The 16,202-nt window shown below is 73.0% G+C and carries 15 protein-coding genes and 1 pseudogene; 3 read left to right on the top strand and 13 right to left on the bottom strand.

Features of this window, described 5'->3' with window-relative positions; genetic code table 11:
• The first annotated feature begins 12 nt into the window (after positions 1–12).
• Positions 13–210 carry a DUF1918 domain-containing protein gene (locus tag IH80_RS0124210; protein WP_030841812.1) on the top strand — a complete coding sequence of 66 codons (198 nt, stop codon included), beginning with the start codon at positions 13–15 and terminating at the stop codon, positions 208–210.
• 30 nt (positions 211–240) lie between these two features.
• Here IH80_RS0124210 and IH80_RS0124205 read toward each other — a convergent pair whose 3' ends face one another.
• Positions 241–1,482 carry a glycoside hydrolase family 10 protein gene (locus IH80_RS0124205; protein ID WP_030963260.1) on the bottom strand — a complete coding sequence of 414 codons (1,242 nt, stop codon included), beginning with the start codon at positions 1,480–1,482 and terminating at the stop codon, positions 241–243.
• Positions 1,483–1,621: 139 nt separating this feature from the next.
• Here IH80_RS0124205 and IH80_RS0124200 point away from each other — a divergent pair, with 139 nt between their 5' ends.
• Positions 1,622–2,515 carry a 3-hydroxybutyryl-CoA dehydrogenase gene (locus IH80_RS0124200; protein WP_051809872.1) on the top strand — a complete coding sequence of 298 codons (894 nt, stop codon included), beginning with the start codon at positions 1,622–1,624 and terminating at the stop codon, positions 2,513–2,515.
• Positions 2,516–2,534: 19 nt separating this feature from the next.
• On the opposite strand, the gene IH80_RS0124195 is transcribed toward IH80_RS0124200, so the two are convergent.
• The 9 genes from IH80_RS0124195 to infC form a co-directional block, all read right to left on the bottom strand.
• Positions 2,535–3,068, bottom strand: a complete 534-nt coding sequence (locus IH80_RS0124195) for an NUDIX hydrolase (protein ID WP_030963258.1) — start codon at positions 3,066–3,068, stop codon at positions 2,535–2,537.
• A gap of 53 nt (positions 3,069–3,121) precedes the next feature.
• Positions 3,122–4,462, bottom strand: coding sequence for a hypothetical protein (locus IH80_RS0124190; RefSeq protein WP_030963256.1), 1,341 nt, complete (start codon positions 4,460–4,462; stop codon positions 3,122–3,124).
• A gap of 554 nt (positions 4,463–5,016) precedes the next feature.
• Positions 5,017–7,545, bottom strand: coding sequence for a phenylalanine--tRNA ligase subunit beta (gene pheT / locus IH80_RS0124185; RefSeq protein WP_030963255.1), 2,529 nt, complete (start codon positions 7,543–7,545; stop codon positions 5,017–5,019).
• Complete coding sequence (gene pheS / locus IH80_RS0124180) at positions 7,545–8,672, bottom strand: phenylalanine--tRNA ligase subunit alpha (protein ID WP_030963254.1); 1,128 nt, start codon at positions 8,670–8,672, stop codon at positions 7,545–7,547. Before pheS ends, pheT begins: the two co-directional genes overlap by 1 nt.
• Positions 8,673–8,814: 142 nt before the next feature.
• Positions 8,815–10,059, bottom strand: a complete 1,245-nt coding sequence (locus tag IH80_RS0124175; protein ID WP_030963252.1) for a sensor histidine kinase — start codon at positions 10,057–10,059, stop codon at positions 8,815–8,817.
• A gap of 57 nt (positions 10,060–10,116) precedes the next feature.
• Positions 10,117–10,977 carry a TrmH family RNA methyltransferase gene (locus IH80_RS0124170; protein ID WP_030963251.1) on the bottom strand — a complete coding sequence of 287 codons (861 nt, stop codon included), beginning with the start codon at positions 10,975–10,977 and terminating at the stop codon, positions 10,117–10,119.
• A gap of 188 nt (positions 10,978–11,165) precedes the next feature.
• Entirely contained in the window at positions 11,166–11,552 is a 387-nt protein-coding gene (gene rplT / locus IH80_RS0124165; protein ID WP_007263143.1) for a 50S ribosomal protein L20, read from the bottom strand.
• A gap of 107 nt (positions 11,553–11,659) precedes the next feature.
• Complete coding sequence (rpmI, locus tag IH80_RS0124160) at positions 11,660–11,854, bottom strand: 50S ribosomal protein L35 (protein ID WP_030012385.1); 195 nt, start codon at positions 11,852–11,854, stop codon at positions 11,660–11,662.
• 104 nt (positions 11,855–11,958) lie between these two features.
• A complete protein-coding gene (gene infC / locus IH80_RS0124155; RefSeq protein ID WP_037880969.1) occupies positions 11,959–12,672 on the bottom strand; it encodes a translation initiation factor IF-3 in 714 nt (237 codons plus the stop codon).
• A 325-nt stretch (positions 12,673–12,997) separates the two neighbouring features.
• Here infC and IH80_RS0124150 point away from each other — a divergent pair, with 325 nt between their 5' ends.
• A complete protein-coding gene (locus tag IH80_RS0124150; protein ID WP_030963249.1) occupies positions 12,998–13,381 on the top strand; it encodes a DUF1844 domain-containing protein in 384 nt (127 codons plus the stop codon).
• 76 nt (positions 13,382–13,457) lie between these two features.
• Here IH80_RS0124150 and IH80_RS0124145 read toward each other — a convergent pair whose 3' ends face one another.
• The 3 genes and pseudogenes from IH80_RS0124145 to IH80_RS0124135 all read right to left on the bottom strand — a co-directional run.
• Complete coding sequence (locus IH80_RS0124145; protein WP_030963247.1) at positions 13,458–14,198, bottom strand: SseB family protein; 741 nt, start codon at positions 14,196–14,198, stop codon at positions 13,458–13,460.
• Positions 14,199–14,210: 12 nt separating this feature from the next.
• Positions 14,211–15,413 carry a type VII secretion-associated serine protease mycosin gene (gene mycP, locus IH80_RS0124140; RefSeq protein ID WP_037880967.1) on the bottom strand — a complete coding sequence of 401 codons (1,203 nt, stop codon included), beginning with the start codon at positions 15,411–15,413 and terminating at the stop codon, positions 14,211–14,213.
• Positions 15,410–16,202, bottom strand: a pseudogene (locus IH80_RS0124135) (hypothetical protein); the annotation flags it as partial. The pseudogene IH80_RS0124135 and the gene mycP, both read right to left, overlap by 4 nt.

Below are 16,202 nucleotides of genomic sequence, written 5' to 3'. Positions count from 1 at the left end.
AGGAGGTCAGACATGCGAGCTACCGAGGGCGACCAGCTGGTGCAGCACGGCAGGATCGTCGGACAACCCGACAAAGTAGGCGAGATCACCCAGGTGCTCGGCGAGAACGGGACGCCCCCGTACCGGGTCCGCTTCCAGGACGGACACGAAGCGCTGATGGCTCCCGGACCCGACTGTGTGGTCCGCCACCCCGCAGAGCCCGGGCACTGAGGGCACTGACGGGCACTGACGGGCATTGAGTCACCGCGGCGGCACGGCCGAGCCGTAATGGTCGGCGACCACACGTGCCATCGCCCCGTTGGGGTCCGCGGCCACCTGCTTCGCCGAGAAGTAGACGTGGCCGCGGACCTCCGGGTATCCGCGGGCGAAGCGCACGTGCTTGGACAGCTCCGCCGGATCCCGCCAGGCGGCGGTGGGGCTGTCCGCGTCGCAGCGGTACAGCCCCTCCCCCACGTACAGGTCCACGCCGGTACCCGCGACGGTCCGGGCCCACCAGGGGACGAGCGTCGCGTAGTCGGCCGTCGGATGTCCGATGTGCCAGTAGGCCTGCGGCACCACGTAGTCGATCCAGCCCTCGCGCACCCACGTGCGGGTGTCCGCGTACAGGTCGTCGTAGGCCGAGAGGCCCCGGGTCTTCGAGCCGGCCGGGTCCCGGTCGGAGTTGCGCCAGATCCCGAAGGGGCTGATGCCGAACCTGACCGCGGGCCGCAGGGCGCGCAGCCGCTGCGACATCTCACGCACCAGGGTGTCGGTGTTGCCGCGGCGCCAGGCCGCCCGCGACGAGAAACCGCCGCCGTACTCCTCGTAGGCGTCGTCGTCGTCGAAGTACTCGCCCTCGACCGGATAGGGGTAGAAGTAGTCGTCCCAGTGGACCGCGTCCAGCGGGTAGCGGGTCACCGCGTCGAGCATGGCCTCCTGCACGAACCGGCGCACCTCGGGCACCCCGGGGTTGTAGTAGAGCTTCCCGCCGTACTCGACCGTCCAGCCGTCCTGCCGCGCCGGGTGCTCGGGCACCAGCCGGTCGAAGTCCGTGTGGTTGGCCACCCGGTACGGGTTGAACCACGCGTGCAGCTCCAGACCGCGGGCGTGCGCCTCGGCGACGGCCGTACCGAGGGGGTCCCAGCCCGGATCGACCCCCTGCTGCCCGGTCAGCCACTGCGACCAGGGCTCGAACGGGGACGGCCACAGCGCGTCGGCGGCCGGCCGGACCTGGAGGACCACGGCGTTGAGCCGGCGGCGGACGGCCGTGTCGAGCAGGGCGATCAGCTCCCTGCGCTGGGTCGAGGCGGACAGCCCGCTGCGCGAGGGCCAGTCCACGTTCGAGACGGTCGCGATCCACATCCCCCGGAACTCGGGGGTGCCGGCGCCCCCCGCGGGGAGCGGGCCGGACCAGCGCGGCCCGGCGAACGCCGGTCCCCCCGTCGCGGCGGCGATCACCCCCGCCGCTCCTGCCAGCAGTGCCCGTCGGCCGATGTGCGCCATGTGACGCCTCCGTTTCGCTGAGTGACGATGCGCGGTGCCCGCCCAGCATGCCCGCCCCGGCCCGCCGTGCCGTGCAAGGTCGGGAGTAACGTCGGGGGGCGTGGCGGGCGCCGGAATCGTACGGGGGACCCGCCGACGGATGAGCTGCGAAAGGCACGAAGTGACTGACCTCCCTTCCGACATCACACGCGTCGGCGTAGTGGGCTGTGGCCAGATGGGCGCGGGTATCGCCGAGGTGTGTGCCCGAAGCGGCCTTGAGGTCAAGGTCGCCGAGACCACCGGCGAAGCCCTGGAGATCGGCCGTACCCGGCTTCAGAACTCCCTGACCAAGGCCGCCGAGCGCGGCAAGATCACCGAAGAGGAGCGGGACGCCACCCTGGTCCGCCTCACCTTCACCACCGACCTCGGCGAGTTCGCCGACCGCGACCTCGTCATCGAGGCGGTCGTCGAGAACGAGCAGGTCAAGACGGAGATCTTCCAGGTCCTCGACCAGGTGATCACCCGTCCGGACGCGATCCTCGCCTCCAACACCTCCTCGATCCCGCTGGTCAAGCTGGCCGTCGCGACCTCGCGGCCCGACCAGGTCATCGGCATCCACTTCTTCAACCCGGCCCCGGTGCAGAAGCTCGTCGAGCTGATCCCGGCGCTGACCACGGGCGAGGAGACGATCAAGCGGGCGGAGGCCCTGGTGCGGGACGTGCTCGGCAAGCACGCGGTCCGCGCCCAGGACCGCTCCGGCTTCGTCGTCAACGCCCTCCTCGTCCCGTACCTGCTGTCCGCGATCCGGATGTTCGAATCGGGCATCGCGAGCCGCGAGGACATCGACAACGGCATGGAGCTGGGCTGCGCCCACCCGATGGGCCCGCTGAAGCTGTCCGACCTCATCGGTCTGGACACCATCGCCTCGATCGCCGACTCGATGTACGCCGAGTACAAGGAGCCGCTGTACGCCGCTCCCCCGCTGCTCCAGCGGATGGTCGACGCCGGCCGCCTGGGCCGCAAGACGGGCGCGGGCTTCTACCCGTACGGCTGACCGCCCGGGTGAGCCGCACCTACCTGCCGAGCCGCAGGTGGTGCAGCAGGAGCAGCCCGGCCGCCATGTTGGCGGCCGGGATCTCCCCGTCAGCGATCATGTCCGGCACGAGCTTGAGCGGGACCCACTCCCGGCGCGAGGACTCGAAGTCGTCCTCGGGGTGGCCGGTGTAGGTGGCCCCGTCCGCCCAGTACAGGTGGTGGCGGGCGTCGGTCAGACCGTTGGAGGGCTCGACGGTCATCAGGTGGTGGAGGGGGCCGGGCCGCCAGCCCGACTCCTCCTCCATCTCGCGGGCAGCCGCGGCGGCGACGTCCTCGCCGTCCTCGACCACCCCCGCGGGCAGTTCCCAGCCCCAGCTGTCGGTGATGAAGCGGTGCCGCCAGAGCAGCAGCACCTCGTTGGCCTCGTTGACGGCCGTGGCCACGGCCACCGGGCGCAGCCGGATCACGAAGTGGTCCAGGTGCCGGCCGTCGGGAAGTTCCACATCGGCGAGATTCACATCGAACCAGCGGTTCTTGTACACAGTCTGCTCACTCAGGTTCGTCCACTGCACGGCTGTGCCACCTTCCGTTCGAGTAGGTGGCAAACATCGCAGCAGCTGCCCTGTCACAGGGGAACGCGCAATGCCCCGTCGATGAGCCGTACGGTCTCCCGTGCGTCCGAACAACCGCTGGTCAGCAGCTGTTCACGGACCGCCCACAGGCGGTCGCGCAGCCTCAGCGACTCCATCCCCCGGGCCCGCTCGGCCATCTCGGCCGCACCCGCCGCGGCCCTGTCGGCCTCCCCCTGCCGGAGCTGGATCTCGCAGAGCATCGCCAGCCGGTGCACCCGGCCGCGGTCGTGCGCGGGGGTCCCCACGGCGGCGGCCGCCTGGACCCGCGCCGCTTCCAGATCCCCCAGACTGAGCAGTGCCTCGGCGACCTGCACGTTGACGAGGCCGGGCTGGACGTAGCCGGTCTCGTCCGGTTCGCTGCCCGGCCGGATCCGCGCGGCGGCCGCCTCGGCGCCCCGGATGCACGCCAGCGCGGCCTGCGCGTCGCCGAGTTGGGCGTACGCCTTGGCCTGCATGGCGTGCAGGTCGGCGGCGAGCGCCGGGGTGGTGTGCCGTCCCGCGGCCCGCAGGGCGGCCTCGGCGAAGGCGACGGCCTGGCGGTACTCCCTCAGGTGCAGGGACTGGTTGACGATCAGGGCGATCACGTACGCCCCGAGCCCCCGGTCGCCGCTCGCCTTGGCCAGCCGCAGCGCCTGGTGGAAGTAGCGCTGGGCCAGCCCGTGCGCGTCCGAGTCGTACGCGCAGATCCCCGCCACCGCGACCAGCGAGCCGGTGGCCCGGTGCAGTCGGCGGCCGAGGTCGTCGGGGTAACTCCCGCGCAGCAGCGGCGCGGTCTCGGTGCCGAGGAAGCGGACGATCCGGTCGCGGGTGGCCATGCCGCCGGCCCGGCGGTACATCAGCTCGTAGTGGACGCGGGCGGCCTTCAGCATCTCGACGTGCTCGGGACCGATCCGCAGGGGCCCGTCGCGGGAGACGTCGACGTCCTCGGGCGGGTTCTCCCATTCCCAGACCGGGATGACGGCCGGGGTGCCGGTGACCGCCTCGGCGGTGAGCAGTTGGGGCCGGGCCTGGCCGTCGGAGCGCCACAGGGCGGCGGCCCGGTCCACGAACCCGCTGAGTGGGGAGGCGTGCAGGGAGACCGGCTGGTCCGGCACCCCGAGGCCGATGTCGTCCAGCCCGACGGGCCGCCGCAGCCGGCCGCCGAGCACCTCGCAGATCAGGTCGGGGACCTGACCGCGCGGCCGCTGCCCCTTCAACCACCTCGTCACGGCGGTGTGTTCGTAGCGCAGGGCCAGCCCGCGGGTGCGCCCCGCCTGGTTCACGTGGGCGGCGAGCCCGGCGTGGGACATGCCCGCCTCGGCGAGGAGGGCGTCGAGCAGGACATTGGGCTGCATGGGGCCGCTCCCGGAGCTCGTCGGTATCAGGCTAGTGGGTGCGCGGTTCACACGGGGTGTGAAGTGAGTACGCGCATAAATGCGTTCCGCACTCTGCCGCACGGACCCCTGGAGGCGCTTCACTGAAGACCCTCGCCAAGAGGAGCTCGGGTCGTCGGCTCCCCCTCGTACAGTGCGACGACCCGTCACCGCGCCGCCCGTCCTGCTGTCTGCCCGACACTCCATGGCAGGCGGGCGGCGCCTTCCGGTTCCGCCGGCGCCCGGTTGGTCGCCGGGCCCGGCGGTCGACCGGACCGGACGCGCGCCGGGCCCATCCACCGGGCCCGGCGTGCGTGGTCAGTGCCGGTCGTTGCGGAGCACCCAGCAGGGCGACGTCGTCGGCGAGTCTCCCGCCGGTGGGCCGCAGCGGGACGCCGCCCGGCCGGGTCGATTGTGGCGACCCGTCGGCAGCCACCGACATGGGCCGCGGAGCTTCTCACCCGAACGAGTGAGGGGCCTGTCCGATGGCGGACAGGCCCCTCACCAGGCCTCGAACGGGTCCGAGGACCGTGCGGCTACGCGCCCCGGAGCACCGCCCCGGTCCGCTCGCCGGCGAGCGCCACCGCCGCGTCGCGCGCGGCCGTGGACTCCTCGGCGGTCAGCGTCCGGTCGCTCGCGCGGAAGCGTAGCGCGTACGCCAGGGACTTCTTGCCCTCGCCGACCTGCTCACCGGTGAACACGTCGAACAGGCGCAGCGACTCCAGGAGTTCGCCCGCGCCCTTGCGCAGCGCGGCCTCCACCGAGGACGCCGGGACGGACGCGTCCACGATCAGCGCGACGTCCTGGGTCGCCACCGGGAAGGAGGAGATCCGGGGCGCCTGGACGGCCTCTCCGCCGGCCGCCGCGAGGCGGTCCAGGTCGAGCTCCATCGCGCTGGTGCGGGCCGGCAGGCCCATGGCCTTGACCACGCGCGGGTGCAGCTCGCCGGCGTGGCCGATGACCTGCTCCACACCGTCGACGGTGACGACCAGCTCGGCGCAGCGGCCCGGGTGCCACGGGCCGTACTGGCCCTGGCGGACGACGAGCTCGGTGCCGGCCTCGACGGCCAGCGCGCGGGCCGCCTGTACGGCGTCCGCCCAGTCGGCCGGGCGGCCCTTGCCCCACCAGCCGGCCTGCTCGCGGGCACCGGCCAGCACCACCGCGGCGTACCGCGGCTGCGCGGGCAGCGCCGCGTCCAGGGTGGCGATCTCCTCGTCGGTGGGACGCCGGTCGACGGGCAGCCGTACGGCGACACCCGGCTGCGCGGCGGCCCGGAAGACCGAACCGGTCTCGAAGAGCGCGAGGTCGTGGCTGCCCCGGCTGTCGTTGCGGCGCAGCGCGCCGAGCAGACCCGGCAGCAGCGTGGTGCGCAGCGCCGGCTCCTCGTCGGAGAGCGGGTTGACCAGCTTGACGACCTGACGGGCGGCGTCGTGCGCCGGCAGCTGGAGCTGGTCGAAGACGCCCTCCCCGAGGAAGGGGTAGCTGAGCGCCTCGACGTAGCCGGCGCCGGCGAGCGCGCGGCCGACCCGGCGGTGCAGCTGCTGGCGGGCGGTCAGACCGCGGCCGGAGGGGACCTGCGGCAGGGTCGACGGGAGGTTCCCGTAACCCTCCAGCCGGATGACCTCTTCGGCGAGGTCGTTGGGCGCGGCGAGGTCGGGCCGCCACGAGGGCAGCGTGACGACGAGCTCGTCCTGGCCGTAGACGTCGCAGCCGATCTCCTGGAGGCGGCGCACGACGGTCTCACGGCCGTAGTCCATGCCCGCGACCCGGTCCGGGTGGTCGGCGGCCATCGCGATGGTGCGCGGCGCGCCCGGGGCGATGACCTCGGTGACCCCGGCCTCGGCCGTGCCGCCCGCGAGGAGCACGAGCAGGTCGACGGTGCGCTGCGCGGCCGCGGCGGCGGCCAGCGGGTCGACGCCCCGCTCGAAGCGCTTGGAGGCCTCGGAGGAGAGCTTCATGCGGCGGGCGGTGCGCGAGATCGACACGGAGTCGAAGTGCGCGGCCTCGATGACCACGTCGGTGGTGCCGGTGACCGCGCCGGTCTCCGGGTCGGTGACGGAGTCGGCGATCTCGGTGTTGGCGCCGCCCATGACACCGGCGAGACCGATCGGCCCGCTGTTGTCGGTGATCACCAGGTCCTCGGCGTCGAGCGTGCGCTTGACGCCGTCGAGGGTGGTGAACTTCTCGCCCTGCTCGGCGCGGCGGACGCCGATGGTGCCGTCGATCCGCGAGCGGTCGTAGGCGTGCAGCGGCTGGCCCAGTTCGAGCATCACGTAGTTGGTGATGTCGACGGCGAGCGAGATCGGGCGCATGCCGGCCTTCTGCAGGCGGCGCTGGAGCCAGATCGGGGAGCGGGCCTCGGGGTCGAGACCGGTGACGGTGCGGGCGGTGAAGCGGTCGCAGCCGGCCGGGTCGTCGATCTTGACCGGGTAGCCGTACGAGTTCGGTCCGGGCACGTCGAGCAGTGCCGGGTCGCGCAGCGGCAGGCCGTAGGCGGTGGCCACCTCGCGGGCGATGCCGCGCAGGGACATGCAGTAGCCGCGGTCCGGGGTGACGTCGATGTGCAGCACCTCGTCGACGAGCTGGAGGAGCTCGATCGCGTCGGTACCGGTCTCGTGCTCCGGCGGCAGCACGATGATGCCGTGCGTGCCGTCGTCGCCCATGCCGAGCTCCTCGCCGGAGCAGATCATGCCGTGCGAGGTCTTGCCGTACGTCTTGCGCGCGGCGATCGCGAAGTCGCCGGGCAGGACGGCGCCGGGCAGGACCACGACGACCTTGTCGCCGACGGAGAAGTTCCGGGCGCCGCAGACGATCTCCTGCGGCTCACCGGTGCCGTTGGCGGTGCCGACGTCGACGGTGCAGAACCGGATCGGCTTGCGGAAGCCCTCGAGCTCCTCGATGGTCAGCACCTGTCCGACGACGAGGGGGCCCTTGAGCCCGGCGCCGAGCTGCTCGACCGTCTCGACCTCCAGGCCGGCGTCGACGAGCTTGGCCGCGACGTCGCGACCGGATTCACCGGCGGGGAGGTCGACGTACTCCCGCAGCCACGAAAGCGGGACCCGCATCAGATCTCCATCCCGAAGGGCCGGGTGAAACGAACGTCACCCTCGACCATGTCTCGCATGTCTTCAACGTTGTGACGGAACATCAGCATCCGCTCGATGCCGAAGCCGAAGGCGAACCCGCTGTACTTCTCCGGGTCCACACCGCAGGCGGTCAGCACCTTGGGGTTGACCATGCCGCAGCCGCCGAGCTCGATCCAGCCCTCGCTGGAGCAGGTGCGGCACGGACGGTCGGGGTTGCCCACCGACTCGCCGCGGCACACGTAGCACTGCATGTCCATCTCGGCGGACGGCTCGGTGAAGGGGAAGAAGTGCGGGCGCAGCCGGGTGGTGGTCTCCTCGCCGAACAGCTCCTTGACCATGTGGTCGATGGTGCCGCGCAGGTCCGCCATGGTCAGGCCCTCGTCCACGGCGAGCAGCTCGACCTGGTGGAAGACCGGGGTGTGCGTCGCGTCGAGCTCGTCGGTGCGGTACACGCGGCCCGGGCACACGATGTAGACGGGGGGCTTGCGCTCCAGCAGCGAGCGCGCCTGCACCGGGGAGGTGTGGGTGCGCAGCACGACGCCGGACTCATCGCCCTCGGTGCCCTCGGGCCCCTTGACGAAGAAGGTGTCCTGCATCTGGCGCGCCGGGTGGTCGGGCGTGAAGTTGAGGGCGTCGAAGTTGAACCACTCCGCCTCGACCTCGGGACCCTCCGCGACCTCGTAGCCCATGCCGACGAAGATGTCCGCGACGCGGTCCATCAGCGTGGTCAGGGGGTGGCGGGCGCCGGCGGGCGTGCGGTCGTACGGCAGCGTGACGTCCACCGCCTCCTCGACCAGCACCCGCTCGTCGCGCTCGGCCTCGAGCTCGACGGTGCGGGCCCCGAAGGCCTTGTTCACGGCGCCGCGGGCCTGGCCCACGCGCTTGCCCGCATCGGCCTTGGCCTGCGGGGGCAGGGCGCCGATCTCGCGGTTGGCGAGCGCCAGGGGCGAGCGGTCGCCCATGTGCGCGGTCTTCGCCTCGCGCAGCGCGTCGAGGTCGCCGGCGGACGCGAAGGCGGCGAGCGCCTCGTCCCGCATGCGCTCGATCTCTTCCGGTTTCAGTGCCTCGACCTCGACAGGGTCGTACGACTTGTTCGGTGCCGACATCTCTTCCCGTACTTCCGATGGCTGGCTGGTGGGTCCCCGTACGACACGATCGGCACAAGGACACAAGGGTGCCAAAGGACGAGTCTAAAGGTCGCTGGGGGTGAAGGAGCCCGTGGGCCGCCCGGCGAGACCCTCCGCAGGACTACTGCGTGAGATAGGCCGGGGCGCTCACGGGCAGGATAAATCGGAACTCGGCGCCGCCGCCGGGGCCGCGGCCGACCGTGATGGTGCCGCCGTGCGCCTCCACGATGCCCTTGACGATGTAGAGGCCCAGGCCGGTGCCGCCGCGCTTGCTCCCCCGCCAGAAGCGGGTGAAGACGCGGGCCATCGACTCCTCGGGGATTCCGGGGCCTTCGTCGGACACGGTGACGGCGGTTCCCTTCTCATGCGGCGATACCCCGATGGTGACCGTTCCTTCGCCGTGGCGCACCGCATTTTCGAGGAGGTTGCCCAGGATCTGGTCGATCTTGTCCGGGTCGGCCCACAGGTCGGGCAGGGGGCGGCTGACGCTGACGAGGAAGCGTTCGGGGTCCTGGCCGTTCGCGGTGAGCGCCTGTACGTGCCGGCCCACCGCGGTGGCGATGTCGACCGGCTGGCGGCGCACCTCCAGCCGGCCGGAGTCGATGCGCGAGATGTCCAGGAGCTCCGCGATGAGGCGGGTGACGCGGTTGGCGTCGGCGTCGACGGTCTCCAGCATCAGCCGCTTCTGGTCGTCCGTGAACCGTTCCCACTTGGCGAGCAGGGTCGCCGTGAACCCCTTCACGGAGGTCAGCGGGGAGCGCAGCTCGTGGGCGACGGTGGCGATCAGCTCGGCGTGGCTGCGTTCGGTGCGGCGGCGGGCCTCGGTACCGCGCAGGGTGACCACGAGCCGGCGCAGCGGGCCGGTGGGGTGGGTACGGACGTAGCTCGCGGAGACGAGCACCTCGCGGCCGCCGGGGAGCAGCAGGTTGCGCTCGGGCTGCCCGCGGCGGGTGGCGAGGCCCCCGTACGGGTCCGTCAGCGCCCACCAGCGGCGGCCCTCGAGGTCCTCCAGCGGAAGGGCCCGGTCGATGGGGGCGCCGAGCGCCCGCTCCGGCGCGAGCCGGGTGATCCGGGCGGCGGCCGCGTTGAAGCAGACCACCCGGCCCCTGTCGTCGGCGACGACGAGCCCGTCGGGCAGGCTGTCGGGGTCCACCGCGAAGCCGGGGCCGCCGCCCGGGGTCTCGGCGCCCGGCCGGTCGGTCCGGACCACCGGCCGTCCCGCGCCGCGCGCGCGGCCCGAGTCCACCGCCTGCGGCGGTACCCCGCACAGCCCGTCGACGGCCGCGGCCGGGGCTTCGGGGGCGTCCCGGAACCGCTCCTCGGCCGCGTCAGCGGCTCCGGGTGAGCTGTTCGTACCGACGGTCATGTCCCCGTACCCCACATCTCCGAGTAGCGCAGTGGGCCCCTCCGGGCCGCCACATTACTAGCTGGGGGTCACGGAGCGGCACCCTCCGGGCGCCCGCTGTGCACGCGCGGATGCGTAGAGACACACGGCGGCGGCCGTGGCCAGGTTCAGACTCTCCGCCTTCCCGTGGATCGGGACCCGCACGACGGCGTCCGCGAGGGCCCGGGTCTCCTCCGGCAGGCCCCAGGCCTCGTTGCCGAAGACCCAGGCGGAGGGGCCGCCCATGGTGCCCGCGTCCAGTTCGGCGTCGAGGTCGTCCTCGCCGGCTCCGTCGGCCGCCAGGATCCGTACGCCGGCCGCGCGCAGCCCCTCGACGGCCTGCTCCACCGGGACGCCGACGGCGACCGGGAGGTGGAAGAGGGAGCCCACGGAGGCCCGTACGGACTTCGGGTTGTAGAGGTCCACGGAGGCGTCGGTCAGCACCACCGCGTCGGCGCCGGCGGCGTCCGCGCAGCGCAGCACCGTACCCGCGTTGCCGGGGTCGCGGACGTGCGCGAGGACCGCGACGAGCTTGGGCCCGGCTGCCAGGATCTCCTCGAAGGGCGAGTCGAGGAAGTGACAGACGCCGACGAGGCCCTGCGGGGTCACGGTCTGGGAGACCTCGGCGAGCACCTCGTCGGAGGCGTAGTGCACGCGGGCGCCCGCGTCCAGGGCCGCGCCGATGATCTCGGGGTAACGCCCGGCCGCCTCGACCGTGGCGAACAGCTCGATCAGGGTCGAGGAGCCCGTGGGGCCGCGGTGCTCGACGGCCTCGCGGACCGCCTGGGGTCCCTCGGCGATGAACCGGCGCTCCTTGGTGCGGAAGTTGCGCCGCGCCAGTCGCCTGGCGGCGGCCACCCGCGGGGATCGGGGGGAGATCAGCTCGGCGGGGTGACCCAGGTCAGCCATGGTCTCTGCGGTTCTCTCTCGGGGTGCGGGCGCCCAGGGCGCGGTGGTGCGGAGCGCGGGCGGTGCGGAGCGCGCGGAACGCGGGCGGCGCGCCCCTGCGGGGCGGGAAAGCACTCGGACCCGCAGGCGGTTCGCCTGCGGGTCCGAGGGTGCCGGCCGATCGAGCGGCCGGCCAGGCCTTACGCGGCGGCCTTGGGGGCGTTGACGTCGGCCGGGAGCGCCTTCTGCGCGACCTCGACGAGCGCGGCGAACGCGTTGGCGTCGTTGACGGCCAGCTCCGCGAGGATCTTGCGGTCCACCTCGATGTTGGCGGCCTTCAGACCCTGGATGAGGCGGTTGTACGTCATGCCGTTCTGGCGGGCAGCGGCGTTGATGCGCTGGATCCACAGCTGACGGAAGTCGCCCTTGCGCTTCTTGCGGTCGTTGAAGTTGTAGACCAGCGAGTGGGTGACCTGCTCCTTGGCCTTGCGGTACAGGCGCGAACGCTGACCGCGGTAGCCGGAGGCCGCCTCGAGGATCGCCCGGCGCTTCTTGTGGGCGTTTACTGCCCGCTTGACGCGTGCCACTTTTTAACTCCTTGTAGCGGGGCCGTGGGTGTCTTCACACGACCCGGAAATTCGATGGGGTCCCGGTCTCGACATGCATCCGCTCCCGGCAGGGGGAGCGGTGGATGTCAGATGCCGAGAAGCTTCTTGATCTTCGCGGCGTCGCCGGGAGCCATCTCCGCGTTGCCGGTGAGGCGGCGGGTGACACGGGACGACTTGTGCTCGAGCAGGTGGCGCTTGCCGGCGCGCTCGCGGAGCACCTTGCCGGAGCCGGTGACCTTGAAGCGCTTCTTGGTACCGCTGTGCGTCTTGTTCTTCGGCATGGCGCCGTTATCTCCTCGTCGGTGGCGCTCCCTCGCCGGTCCGGACCGGACCGGCTGGTGGGAGCGTCATGGTGTGTAGGTGATTCGAGACAGGTGCCTCGGAATCAGGCCTCGGCGTTCGCCTCACCGGCGTCGGCCTCGGTGACCTCGGCATCCGTGGTGTCCGTCGCCTCGACCGGGGCGGCCTCCTCGGAAGGAGTCGCCTCGTCGGCAGCGGCGGCACCCTGGCGCTCGGCCTTGCGGGCGGCCTGCGCCTCGCGGGCTTCGGCCATCGCCTCGGTCTTCTTCTTGTGCGGACCGAGGACCATGATCATGTTTCGGCCGTCCTGCTTCGGGTTCGACTCGATGAAGCCGAGCTCCTCGACGTCCGAAGCGAGACGCTGCAGCAGTCGGTAGCCGAGTTCCGGCCGGGACTGCTCGCGACCACGGAACATGATCGTGATCTTGACCTTGTCGCCCTGCTTGAGGAACCGAACGACGTGACCCTTCTTGGTGTCATAGTCGTGCGGGTCGATCTTCGGCCGGAGCTTCATTTCCTTGATGACCGTGTGCGCCTGGTTCTTGCGCGCCTCACGGGCCTTCATGGCCGACTCGTACTTGAACTTGCCGTAGTCCATGAGCTTGCAGACCGGCGGGCGTGCGGACGCCGCGACCTCGACCAGGTCGAGGTCGTACTCCTGCGCGAGCTCAAGCGCCTTGGCAAGCGGCACGATGCCGACCTGCTCGCCGCTGGGACCGACGAGTCGTACCTCGGGAACGCGAATCCGGTCGTTGATGCGGGGCTCGGTGCTGATGGATCCTCCTCGGTAGCACCACACGACTGCCTGGCAGACAGCCGCTGACGTGTATTTCCGTCAGACCGACCACGGCGGGAGAATGAAAAAAGCCCCGCCGGGCACAGGCAGGGGCTCCAATACAACCGGAGCACCGCCGCATGCGAGACGCGGGGCGCATACTCGGGCGGCTTTCCATCGTCCGTACGGAACGATGGATGCCGCCTGACCGGTGACCCGCCGCCCCGGAAGGCGGTCAGGTGGGAGAACGGAGCCTCCACTTGTGGGCCGGACACCACAGCATCCGGCCGGTCGATGTACATACTAGCACCCGCGATGCAAGCCCGCCGCACGGCATATCGTGGGGCGCATGACTGACGCGACACCCTCCACCCCCACCGATTCCGCTGCCGACGGCGCCCCCGACTACGACGCCATGACCCGCGACATCGCGGACGTGCCCGCCGTCGAGGTGATCACCACGGTGGCCGTGCACCTGCTGAGCGCCGCGGCGGTCAACCTGGGCCTGGACAAGCCGGACTCCGAGCACAAGGACCTCGACGAGGCCCGCAAGCTGATCACGGCCCTCGCCGGTCTGGTCACCGCGAGCGCCACCGAGATCAGCTCCTTCCACGCCGCCCCGCTGCGCGACGGCCTGAAGTCGCTGCAGCTGGCCTTCCGCGAGGCCTCGATCGTCCCGGACGAGCCGGGCCAGGGCCCGGGCGAGAAGTTCACCGGCCCGGTCTTCGGCTGATCCCCGGCCGGCCCCGTGCCGGAAAACGACGGAGGAGGGGCGGGCCGTGGATCACGGCCCGCCCCTCCTCCGTCGTTCAGCGGGTGAAGAGCGGCTCGCCGGGCGGGACCGGGGCGTCCGCCGGCAGCAGCGCCAGGTTGAGGCCGCGCACCAGGCGTGCCCGCAGAGTGGTGTCCGCCGCCAGGGCCTCGGCCACGCGGCGGGCCGCGGCGGGAGCCTGCGCGTCGGCGGCCAGGACGATCGCGAGGATTCCGTCGGCGTCCGCCCCGCCCGGGCCGAGGTGGGCGCGCAGTACGGCCGGCTCGCCGGACACGGCGGCCCGTACGGCCTCCCGTACAGCGGGGTCGGCCAGCGGGTCGGTGTCCGTGCGGCCCTCGGCGAGCGCGAGCAGCGCGGGACCGGTCAGCTGATAGGCGACCGGGCCGGCCAGGTCCAGCACCACGGTGTCGGCCTTCTCGTGGGCGGCGGCCGCCAGGGCCTGGTGCAGCGGGACGGCCACCGGCCGGGCGGCCGGGTCCCAGAGCGCGAGCGAGGCGATCGAGGTGAAGGCGGGCAGCGCCCGGCGGTCGCCCGCCCGCAGGGTCGGGACGGCCATGTCGCTGGTCTTCTCCCGCTTGAGGCCGGTCTCCGGGTCGGTCTCCACCTCGCCGAGCACCGCGACCACCGGGACCAGCAGCCGGGCGCCCTTGAGCGCGGCCAGCACCCGCGGCTCCTGGTTGCGGTCCTCGGCCCACGCGGCGAGGGCCGCGGTCAGCTCGGGATCGGCGGAGCCGTCGTCGTCGGAGAAGCCCGGGTCGGGAATGTTCTTGTTCGCCACAGTTACCCGACCCTACTGTGCCCGGTGCGCGTCGCCGCCCCGGGTACCCCGTCGCGGCCGCCGGGCCAGTACGGCGGCCAGGACGAGCAGCGCCGCTCCCGCGACCGCGGCGGCCGGGGCGCCGAGCCGGGCGGACCGCTCGGGCGGGCGGACCGGCTCGGGACCCGGGCCGAAGTACTTGGTCCCGGCCGCGGCCGGGGCGGGCACCGGGGCCTCCGGCCGCATCGCCTCCGCGACCTGGAGGGCGGCGGCGGGATCCACCATGCCGTGGCCGCGGGCGTCGTCGCGGCCGCCCGCCGGGGAGTCGGAGGCCGTGTCCTCCAGGAGCTTCTTGACCTGGGCCGGGGACAGGTCGGGGTGCGCGGCCCTGACGAGTGCCGCCGCCCCGGAGACGAAGGCCGCCGCGGCGCTGGTGCCCCAGCCCTCGTAGTAGGAACGGTCGGGGTCGGCGATGACGACGTCGACGCCGGGGGCGCTCACGGTCGCGTACCAGTTGCGCGTGGAGAACTTGGCCTTCCGGCCGCGGCGGTCGACGGCGGTCACGGCGATGACCCCCGGATAGGCGGCCGGGTAGGAGACGCGGTCGCCCGACTCGCCGCCGTTGCCCGCCGAGGCGACGACGACCACGCCCTTGGAGAGGGCGTACTGCACGGCCTCGTCCTCGCCCGCCTCGTGGTGGGCGGAGTCGCTGTCGTCGCCGAGGGACAGGTTGATGACGTCGGCTCCGTGGTCCACGGCCCATCGGATGCCTTCGGCCAGGGCGCCGCCCTTGCTCTCGCGGGCCTTGGCGCGGCCCGGGTCCCCTTCTTCGAGGATCACCCGTACCGGCAGGATCCGTGCCTGGGGGGCGATGCCGAGGACGCCCTGGCTCCGGCTGGGGCCGTGGCCGTGCCCGGCGATGATGCTCGCCATGGCCGTCCCGTGGCGGGCCCAGGCACGGTCGCCGGGGCCGGCGCCCATGCCGATGAGGTCGGTGCCGGTCAGGACCTGCCCGGACAGGTCCGGGTGGGACTCGTCGACGCCGGTGTCGAGGACGGCGACGGTCACGCCGTCGCCGCGGGTGGTTCCCCAGGCCTCCTCGGCGCGCAGGGCCAGGAGTCCCCACTGGCGGTCGCGGATGGTGTCGGCGGCGGCCGGGGCGACGGTGGCGGTCGCGAGCAGCGCGACGGCGGCGAGCACGGCCGCGCCGCGGGCGGGGGCGGAGGCGGGGGTCATCGTGCGGCCTTCGGGGCGGGTGCGGCGTCCGTGAGGCCGGTGGCGCCGGTGGCGTGCGTGGCGTCGGTGGCGTCTGTGGCGGGTGGTGCGGCGAGGGCCGCCAGGCCGGCCCCCAGGCGGTCGGCGAGGGCCTTGGCGTCGTGGCCGAGGCCGGCCTGGGCGGCCGCGCCCGTGGCGTCCTTCTTGACGAGGTCCTCGGCGGGGCGGGGGGCGTCCTGGGTGCGGCCGTCGGCGAAGGCGGAGACCGCGTAGACGACGACGGGGGCCTCGGTGCGTACGGAGGCCGTCCAGGCGGCCCGCTGACTGTCGTTGAACCCGTAGGCGGGCGGGGCGGTGAGGCGGCCGTCGAGCGTCTTCATCGTGGGCCCGTCGGCGGGGGTGAAGACCATGCCGACGGCGATCAGGGAGCTGCGGGTGGCGTCGGTGTAGGTGGCGCGCAGGACGCGGGTGCAGCCGGTGGGGGCCAGCAGGGCCTGCCAGTCCGGCGCGAGGGCGGCCGGACAGTCGGCGTCGGGGGCGAGGGCGATGCGGGTCCAGGTGCGGTCGGCGCCACCGGGGCCGGCCGAGCGGCCGGCGAGGACGGGCGGGAGGAGGCTGTCCACGGGGGCCGAGCGCCAGAGCGAGCCGGCCTTGCGGTGGGCGGCGTCGGCGGGCAGGGGGCGGTGCGCGGCGCGGTGTTCGGCCCAGGTGGTGACGGCGGCGCCGCCGAGGAGGCCGCCGCCGAGGATGAGGCAGAGGGTGGCGGCCGCGACGCGGCCGGGGTGGCGGCGCGGTGGTGCGGGGGCGGGC

It is taken from the genome of Streptomyces sp. NRRL S-378, from assembly GCF_000720645.1.
Lineage (GTDB): Bacteria > Actinomycetota > Actinomycetes > Streptomycetales > Streptomycetaceae > Streptomyces.
The sequence above is the reverse complement of the archived record's forward strand: the minus strand, read 5'-3'. Positions and strand labels throughout refer to the sequence as shown.